This window comes from Streptomyces torulosus (genome assembly GCF_001419765.1).
Taxonomy (GTDB): Bacteria; Actinomycetota; Actinomycetes; order Streptomycetales; family Streptomycetaceae; genus Streptomyces; species Streptomyces torulosus.
The window spans coordinates 1-8,934 of sequence record NZ_LIRK01000646.1 but is presented as its reverse complement, the minus strand read 5'-3'; the positions used below and the strand labels follow the sequence as shown (position 1 = coordinate 8,934).

At 69.7% G+C, this 8,934-nt stretch carries 6 protein-coding genes and 1 pseudogene; 4 read left to right on the top strand and 3 right to left on the bottom strand.

Going from position 1 to position 8,934, the window contains the following annotated elements; translation table 11 throughout:
• Positions 1 to 319: 319 nt before the first annotated feature.
• The 3 genes from AOK23_RS36325 to AOK23_RS36315 form a co-directional block, all read right to left on the bottom strand.
• Positions 320 to 1,357: an HpcH/HpaI aldolase/citrate lyase family protein gene (locus AOK23_RS36325; RefSeq protein WP_079049909.1), complete on the bottom strand. Its 1,038-nt coding sequence runs from the start codon at positions 1,355 to 1,357 to the stop codon at positions 320 to 322.
• Positions 1,347 to 2,564, bottom strand: a complete 1,218-nt coding sequence (locus tag AOK23_RS36320) for a CaiB/BaiF CoA transferase family protein (protein ID WP_055716774.1) — start codon at positions 2,562 to 2,564, stop codon at positions 1,347 to 1,349. The genes AOK23_RS36325 and AOK23_RS36320 overlap by 11 nt, the downstream gene beginning before the upstream one ends.
• 182 nt (positions 2,565 to 2,746) lie before the next feature.
• Entirely contained in the window at positions 2,747 to 3,673 is a 927-nt protein-coding gene (locus AOK23_RS36315) for a LysR family transcriptional regulator (RefSeq protein WP_055716773.1), read from the bottom strand.
• A 180-nt stretch (positions 3,674 to 3,853) separates the two neighbouring features.
• On the opposite strand from AOK23_RS36315, the gene AOK23_RS36310 reads away from it, so the two are divergent.
• The 4 genes and pseudogenes from AOK23_RS36310 to AOK23_RS48215 form a co-directional block, all read left to right on the top strand.
• Positions 3,854 to 5,293: a CitMHS family transporter gene (locus AOK23_RS36310; protein ID WP_079049908.1), complete on the top strand. Its 1,440-nt coding sequence runs from the start codon at positions 3,854 to 3,856 to the stop codon at positions 5,291 to 5,293.
• A gap of 237 nt (positions 5,294 to 5,530) precedes the next feature.
• Complete coding sequence (locus AOK23_RS36305; RefSeq protein WP_240496723.1) at positions 5,531 to 6,862, top strand: prolyl oligopeptidase family serine peptidase; 1,332 nt, start codon at positions 5,531 to 5,533, stop codon at positions 6,860 to 6,862.
• A 65-nt stretch (positions 6,863 to 6,927) separates the two neighbouring features.
• The gene (locus AOK23_RS51760) at positions 6,928 to 8,259 is read left to right on the top strand and encodes a poly(ethylene terephthalate) hydrolase family protein (RefSeq protein ID WP_338056555.1); all 1,332 of its coding nucleotides are present in this window, start codon (positions 6,928 to 6,930) and stop codon (positions 8,257 to 8,259) included.
• 267 nt (positions 8,260 to 8,526) lie between these two features.
• Positions 8,527 to 8,934: pseudogene (locus tag AOK23_RS48215) on the top strand (hypothetical protein); the annotation flags it as partial.

Sequence of the window (8,934 nt, the reverse complement as noted above, 5' to 3'; positions counted from 1 at the left end):
CGCGGCGTTGTCGCATGACCCGAGTACATCCAGTACACGGGTCATGCTCCGCCTTGCGAGGCACCGCACCGGACGCCGCGAGTTTTCCGGCAAACCTTTCCGGTCACAGCACTAGCCGCCCAACAGACCGTGCAGCTTGCACAGTTGGCAGACTCACCCTTCGTGCTGCTTCCCCGCGCGGTCGGCCCGCAATTGCACGACCAGATCACCGGCCTGTGCATCGCGGCAGGATTCCCCCGCATATAGCCCAGCATGCACTGGAGTGGCAGGCTGATGCCGGGCGAAGGCGTCGGCCCCGGCGAGACCCGACGGCCGGCGGTCAGACCGAGCGAGGGTGAGTGTTCCTCGGGGGGCGCTGAACGTCGCGGGCCTGCGGCCTCGACGCGGAACTCGTACGCGCCACGCGAGCTTCCGCACCGTGTCGTGCCAGAACAAGGCGGGCCGTACGGGCCATGGCCTCGTCGACCATCTCACCTTCGAAGGTCACGGCGCCTGTGCCTTCTCGCTGTGCCGCCTCGACCGCCGCGATCAGCTCTGCGCAGCGGGCGAGTTCGTCGGGGCCGGGGGAGAACACCTCGTTGATCACGGGGACATGGGAGGGATGGATCGCCATCATGCCCTCGTAGCCGAGAGAGCGGTTCTGTTCGGCGAAGGCACGCAATCCCGGCAGGTCGCCGATGCGCGTCCACAGTCCGCCGACTGGGCACGGCACTCCGGCTGCTCTGGCGTCCAGCAGAACACGGGAGCGCAAGTCCACCGTTTCGGTTCCCTCAGGGCTCCAGCGGTAGCCGACGGCGCGTTCCACATCGCCGCCGGGGGCGGTGAGAGCGCCCAAGTAGGCGATTCGTGAGACGGCTCGGGCGATGTGGTAGGCCTCGCGCAGGCCGCGCGCCGTCTCCAGCAGGGGCACCAGGGCGACCTCTCCCCGTGGCAGGCCCTGTTCCTGTTCGCACCAGCCCAGCAGCCGGTCGGCAAGCCTCACGTCCTGAGCGGAGCGGACCTTGGGAAGGACGACACCGGCGAGCCCGGGCCGTACGACCGCGCGTAGTTCCTCGGCCCCCGTCCAGTCGTCCAGCGGGTTGACACGGACGAACAGCGCCATCCGTCCCGCCTGCCCGGCCGGCGTGGCGGCGGCCTGTGCGACGGCGTCGGCCACCTGTGCGCGGGCGGCGAGCCTGCCCGCGGCGGGCACCGCGTCCTCCAGGTCGAGGATGGCCGCGTCGGCGCCCGCCGCCCGGGCCTTGGGCAGCCAGTCGGTTCTGGTGCCGGGGACGAAGAGCAGGGAGCGCAGCGGGGGCCGGTCCACCATTCCCTCGTCCAGCTCGGCAGAGCTCTTCGAGGACCCCCTAGATGACATCGCTCTTCTCCAGGTCGGCCAGTTCTTCCGCGCTGAGTCCGAGCCACTGCCCGTAGACCAGGTGGTTGTCCTGCCCGAGGGCGGGCCCTGTCCGCCAGACCCGCCCGGGGAGCTGCCGGAAGTGCGGGATCACAGCCTGCATACGTACCGGACCGAGATCGGGGTCATGGACGGTGACGATGTCCTCGCGTTCGGCGTACACGGGGTCGGCGGCGATGTCCGCGGCGTCGAACACCCGTGAGGCCACGACTTCGGCGCGAGCGAACTCCTCCAGGCACTCGCGGGTGACGCGCTCTGCCACCCAGTTCCGCAGGTTCTCGTCCAACTCTTCGCGTCGGTCGTACTGTTGCTGGGCCGTGGTGAACTCCTCCTCGGGGAGTCCCAGCAGGCGGGCGATGTTGCGGACCGATCGCAGCGTCGCGGAGGTCACCGTGATCCACTCGCCGTCGCGGGAGCGGTAGGTGTTGATCACGGCCCCCGGGGCGACCGCCAGCTGGTTGCCGGAGCGTTCGGGTACTCGTCCCAACTGGTCGTGGACGATGACCTGCCACTCGACCAGACGGAACAGGGACTCGAAGAGAGCGAGGTCGATCCACTCGCCGTCGAACCCGGGGTCGTGGTCGCGGCGGTGAAGTGCGGCGAGGACGGCGTAGGCGCCCATCAGGCCGGTCACGGCGTCGCCGTGCGAGAAGCCGGTGTGCACGGGCGGGCCGTCGGGAAAGCCGGTCAGGTGGACGACCCCGCTGCGCGCCTCACCCACCTTGCCGAAGCCGGGAGCGTCCGCCTGTGACGAGGTCGCGCCGAAGCCGGAGATCTGCAGCAGCACGGCCCGGGGGTTGATCCGGTGCACGGAGTCCCAGTCGAGTCCCCAGCTGCGCAGGCGTCCCGCGCGCAGGGTGACGATGACGACGTCCGCCCAGGCGACGAGCCGGTGGGCGACGAGCCGGCCGGCCTCGTGGTGCAGATCGAGGGTGACCGAGCGTTTGTTGCGGCCGGCGACCTTGAACCACAGGGGAACACCGTCACGTTGGGGCCCCATGGCGCGGGCCGCGTCGCCGGCGCCGGGTGGCTCTACGTGTACGACGTCGGCCCCTTGGTCGGCGAGCATCGAGCCGGCCAGCGGACCGGCCACCACATGGGCGAACTCGACCACCTTCAGCCCGTGCAACTGCCCGCTTCCGGTGGTGTTCCGCTCGTCGTCCGACACCGCTGAGCTCCCTTGCCCTGCTGTTCCGCGTGGGTCCCCGACAGCGTCGTCCGCGTGGATGCGGCACGGCCGTCGCCGTGTCCTCAGACTGCCGGAGCGGAGAAATGCCTGTCGAGCAACAGAAGGCCATCAATCAATGCGAAGAACGCATGAATCGGGGGAGCCGGTACCCGTACGCGGCTTCAGGCCCACGAAACACCGGGCGGAAGTGGACGCCCGCGGAGGCGGAACTCCTCGAGCGTCTCCAGGAACCGCTCCGTCACGGTGGGGAGCGTTCGTCGGGCGCGCAGCGCGATGTCCAGGCGCCGGTCCACCACGGGGTCCACCAGAGGACGGCAGACGACGGGTCCGGCACCCATCAGCGGAAGCACGAGGGCCGGCATCGCCGACACCCCGAGGCCGGCGGTCACCAGTCCCCCCACGGTCGCGATACTGCCCGCCTCGGCCGCCGGCGCCGCGTGCGCGTCGATCTGGGCGAATGCCGCGTCGGTGAGCCGGCGCACGCTCGAGTCGCGCCCGACGGCCAGGAACGGCTGACGAGCCAGGTCGTCCCAGGCGATCTCGTGGCGGTCGGCGAGCGGGTGGCCTTCCGGCAGCACCGCGACGAAGCGGTCCCTGACCAGGGGGCGGTGCTCCAACTGCTCCGGCGGGTTACCGACGGTGGTGATCGCGAAGTCGGCGTCGCCGGACAGGACCCGGTCCAGTACCGACCGCTCCAGGCCGTCGAGGAGTCGTACCGCCACCCGGGGCCGCCGCTCGCGGAAGTCGGAGATCACCTGCGGCAGGAGCACCGCCGCGACGGAGGGAAGAGTGGCCACGGCGACCGTTCCCGACTCGCCGAGCAGGTATCGCCTGAGCTCCTTCATGCCCGCCCGGTGAGCGGTGACGATCTGCTCGGCGACCCGCAGGGCCTCGACGCCCGCCGCGGTCAACTGCACGTGACGGGTGTCCCGTTCCAGGAGCTGAACGCCCAGTTGTCGCTCGAGATCCGCGACCGCGCGGCTGAGCGAGGACTGGGACACATGCATCTCCGCGGCGGCCGCGGTGAAGCTCGCGGCCCGTGCGACGGCCGCGTATGCCGCCAGTTGACGCAGGGTGGTGGCCTCCATGGCCGACGAGCATAGGCTCACCCGCCCGGATTGATGCGCTTATCGCATGGACAGATCTCGGTTTGATGCTGGACACCGATCCGGTAGTGCTCCGAAACTCTCGCGTAACACCTCGGCCTGCCCCCGCCCGGCTCCGGCCCGCCGCCGCCGAGGGCCGTCCCCGAGAAAGCGAGCGCCGTCATGCTGGCAGCCCTGGGCTTCGCCACGATCCTCGTCCTCCTGCTGCTCACCATGACCAAACGCGCCTCGGTACTGGTCGCTCTGATCCTGCTTCCGGTGCTGGCGGCGCTCATCGGCGGCTTCGCGGGTGATCTGGGCGAGTTGATTCTCGGTGGGCTGTCCAAGGTGGCCCCCACCGGCATCATGATCGCCTTCGCGGTCCTGTACTTCAGCCTGATGGTGGACGCCGGGCTCTTCGACCCTCTGATCCGCGGACTGTTGCGCGTGGCGCGTGGTGATCCGTTGCGGATCACCGTCGCCACGGCCGTCCTCACGCTGTGCGTGGCCCTGGACGGAGACGGCGCCTCCACCTTCCTCATCACCGTCTCGGCACTGCTGCCGGTCTACAAGAAGCTCGGTATGAACCCCCTGGTGCTGTCCGGAGTGGTCTGCCTGGGCGCGGGCGTGATGAACATGGTCCCCTGGGGTGGCCCGACGGTACGAGCCATGGCGGCACTGAAGCTGGACAGTTCCGAGGTCTTCAACCCCGTGCTGCCCGCGATGGGTTTCGGCGTCGCCTGGGTGCTGGTGGCCTCCTACCTGCTCGGCCGTGGGGAACGCAAGCGTCTTGCCGCGCTTCCCCCGCAGGGTCCGGCCGCGGACGTGCGCGAGGGCGAGGACGGGTGGGGCGACCGTGAACCCGCCGCTTCGACGACGGTCACGGCGACCACGGAACCCGAGTCGCGCCGGCACGCCACTACGGCGACGGCTGACGGGGAGCGTCAGGCCCTCCGGGCTCCCGGGGACGGGCCCGGCACCGTCCGGGTCCCGCCGCTGCCGCGGACCTGGCTGACCGTCTTCAATCTCCTGCTCACCGTCGCGCTCGTGGTCTGCCTGATCCAGGAAGTGATGCCGCTTCCGGTGCTGTTCGTCCTCGGGTTCGCGATCGCGCTGCTGGTCAACCACCCCACCTGGGAACAGCAACAGGCGCTGCTCGACAAGCACGCCAAGAGCGTGGTCCTGGTCACCACGATGATCTTCGCGGCCGGCGTCCTCACCGGGATCCTCACCGGCACCAGGATGATCGACGAGATGGCCGAGACGCTCGTCTCCGTCGTCCCCGACTCCTTCGGCTCGCACCTGCCCCTCGCGGTGGCCGTCACCGGCATGCCGCTGAGCCTGGTCTTCACTCCGGACGCCTACTACTTCGGCGTACTGCCCGTACTCGCCGAGACGGCGCAGGGCTTCGGCACGGACCCGGCCGAGGTCGCCAGGGCCGCCGTTCTCGGCCAGATGACCACGGGTTTCCCGCTCAGTCCGCTCACCGCGTCCACGTTCATCCTGGTCGGCATGAGCGGTGTGTCGCTCGGCGAACACCAGCGCTTCATCTTCCGCTGGGCCTTCGCCACCACCCTGGTCATGACCGCCGGTGCCCTGCTGACCGGTGCGTTCCCCCTGTGAACGGTGGCCCGGGTCTGAGCGGAGTCCCCGCCGGCCGCGGGCTCCCGGCAGCCACCGCACATGCCGCTCAACCTCCAACCTGCCGTCCGGTTGCGGGCGTTCGACCAGCGCGAACGGATCCATGCACACCAGACACCCGGTCCGGGTGCCCCCACAAGAGCGAGACGAGGACGCATGAGACGGATCACCAGACGTACGGCGCTCGCAGTGACAGCAGGTGCGCTCGCGGCGCCGGCCGTGAGCACGGCAACCGCCACGGCCGCCGACACCACGACAGCCACATCCGAAAGACGACAAGCGACCTCCGAGCGCAACCCGGTCCTGCGAACGGACCTCGTCACGCGGGTCACGCCGAGGAACAACTGGCTGGTGACAGCCATCGCCCTCCAGTACGCGTATCGCATCGACCTACGCGGCGGGGTGATCCCGCCCTCGGCCTTCCAGGTGAAGGCCACGGTGGGCGGACAAACGGCGGCTCGCACGGTGACCCGGGTCTACTCCAGCACCACCGCCGAAGTGGACGACCGGTCTCGCTCCGGACGCCCGGGGGACCGCCTGATCATCGAACTCGACCCGAACGACTCCAACGCGCGGGCCGCGGGCACCGACCCCTTTCCGCTCGACCGCGCGTACTCCGTCACACAGGTGGCGGACGTGCACACCCCGGATGGCGAAACCCTGCTCAGGGCCGGTCCGTTCGCGTGCCGGAACGACGACGTCATCACTCCCGTGGTCGACGACTTCGCAGCCGGTTCCTTCACCGACTCCGCAGGTTTCGAACTGGACTTCCGGCTGTACCGACCCGAGGGATTCGTACGGAACCCGCAGACGCGTACGCGGTATCCGCTCGTCGTCACGCTGCACGGCGGTGGCGAAGTCGCGGACAACAACATGACCCAGCTCACGTCCAACCGGATCGCGGTCACGTTCGCCAAACCGGAACGACAGCGCCGTAACCCCGCGTTCGTCCTCTCTCCGCAGATCCCCCTGCCCCGTCCCATGGACGGACCCGATGGCACGGACTGGACCGACGCCAAGGTCCAGGCCGCTCTGATCGAACTCATCGACACCTTCGTGAGCGAGCACTCCCGCACCGTGGACACAGCCCGGCTCTACCTCGTCGGCCTGTCCTCCGGTGGGCGCGGTATCTACAGCCTGCTGGCGAAGCGACCCGACATGTTCGCGGCCGCCCTGCCCACGGCCGGCTGGGGCGAGACGGCCTCCATGGACAGGATCACGCACATCCCGATCTGGGCCGACCACTCCGTCGACGACCCGGTCGTCCCCTACCGGGAGGGCAGGTTCGGCAAGCCCGGCACCTGGACACTGATGAACGCGCTGGAGGCCGCCGGTGCCCGGGTCAGCCGGGGGGAGTGGGCCAACGATCTGCCCAAGGAGCAGTTCGAGGCCCGGTCCCGGGCGCTCCTACGACAGGCCCGGGCCACGCGCAGTCACGTACTGTTCACGAGCTACGCGGCCGGAACGACACCCGTGAACCCACACCTCTCATGGGCCCAGACGTACGAGAACGACGTGGTCATCGACTGGCTCTTCGAACAGTCCCGGTAGCCGCCGCACGCGGCGCCCCTTCCTGTCCGGTTACCGCGCTCTCACCGCTATCCGGAGGTAAAGCAATGCGTTCGTACAGTCGTTCCACTCCTGCGATCGCGCCGTTACGGACCCGACCTCGGGCCATCACGGCACTGATCTCCCTGGCAACCACCCTCGGCTTGGCGCTGACCCTGCTGGCCGCCGCCGCCCCGCTGGCCGCCGCGGCCGACCTGCTGTCCCAGGGCAAACCCGCGACCTCCTCGTCCAGCGAGAACGCTTCCACTCCCGCGTCGGCGGCGGTGGACGGCAACACCGGGACGCGCTGGTCGAGCACGTTCGGTGATCCGCAGTGGCTCGGAGTCGATCTGGGCGCCACCGCCACCATCAGCCGAGTCGTGCTGCGCTGGGAGGCCGCGTACGCCCGCGCGTTCCAGATCCAGACCTCCGACAACGGCACCACCTGGACCACCATCTACTCGACGACGTCCGGCACCGGCGGCGTGCAGACCCTCGACGTGAACGGCAACGGCCGGTACGTCCGCTTCCACGGCACCCAGCGCGGCACCGCCTACGGCTACTCGCTGTGGGAGTTTCAGGTGTACGGCTCCGGTGGCGGCACCCCTCCGGGCAACGAGATCCCGGACCCGACGACTGCCTCCCTGGAGGCCACCGACGGGCCGCTGACCACCGCCAGCTACACCGTTCCCAACCCGACCGGGTACGGCTCCGGCACGGTCACGTACCCCACGAACAGTGGCTCGTATCCGGGCGTCGTCCTGATGCCCGGCTATCAGGGCACACAGCAGAATCTGCAGTGGCTCGCGCCCCGCCTCGCCTCCTGGGGGTTCGTCGTCATCAACGTCGGCACCAACACACTCACCGACGATCCAGAATCGCGTGGCCGCCAGATCACCGCCGCCGGCACCCAGTTGCTCGCGCTCGGCAACGCAGCCGGCAACCCGCTGTCCGGGAAGCTCAACGGCACGCTCGGCGCGGTCGGTCACTCCATGGGCGGCGGTGGCGTCATGGCGGCGCTCCGGGACGACCCGCGCTTCCGGGCGGGCGTGCCGACGGCCCCTTACCACCCGAACGCGAACTTCTCCGCAGTCACCGAGCCCACGTTCTTCCTGACCTGTCAACGCGACCCCGTCGCCCACGGCAACACCTACGCTGTGCCCTGGTACAACTCCATGTCCCAGGCCGAGAAGCTCTACATCGAGGTTCCGGGCGACCATCTGTGTCCGATGACGGGCTACGGCAACAAGGCCAAACAGGGCAAGTGGACCGTGTCGTTCCTCAGCCGCTGGCTGCGTGCCGACACCCGTTTCAGCCCGTTCCTGTGCGGTCCCGTACGTGACGCCGACAAGAACGACGCATCCCTGGTCACGCGCTGGATGGACACCTGCCCGCACTGACCGGGGCGGCCCTTGTCCCGGGCCCGCCGCCGGCTGGAACCGCTGGTGTACCGGTCCTGCCCGGTCGTAGACCTCCGGGTTCCAGCAGCGTCATCTCCTTCCCGAGGCAACGTCTGCGCCCCAGGAAGGAGATGACGCCGCCAAGGCAACCGGTCCTCGACGCACAGACAGCCGCTGCCTCTGACATCGGACAGGGGCAGCGGCTGTTCGGCGAGGTCGGGACGGCGTCTTCAGAGCGTCGGCACGCGTTCGGGCTGTGGTTCGCCGGTGGCCTTCCCACTGGCCACCGTCATCCTCAGCAGGGGCAGCGAGGCGACGAAAGGTGCCGATGGCCAGAACGAGATTCAGTACGCCGGCCCCGGCGCCGTCGAGGATGGCGCCGACGGCCAGGGGCCCGATGCCGGTGCCCAGCGCGCCCGCGCCGCTGAGGGAGGTGACCAGGCGGCCGGTCGGGTCGATGAGCGCGGCGGCGGCGAGCATCTGCACCAGAACGGCCAGTTGGCAGGTCTGCCACAGGAGAGCCGCGACGGTGAAGACCACGGGGTCGTCGGTGATGATCAGGACCGCCATCGCGAGGGCCTGCGCCGTGAAGAAGACGGCCATCGACCGCAGGCGCCCGAAATGCCGCGCGGCGACGGGTCCCACCACGGCGCCGACGAGTGCCACGACGCTGGA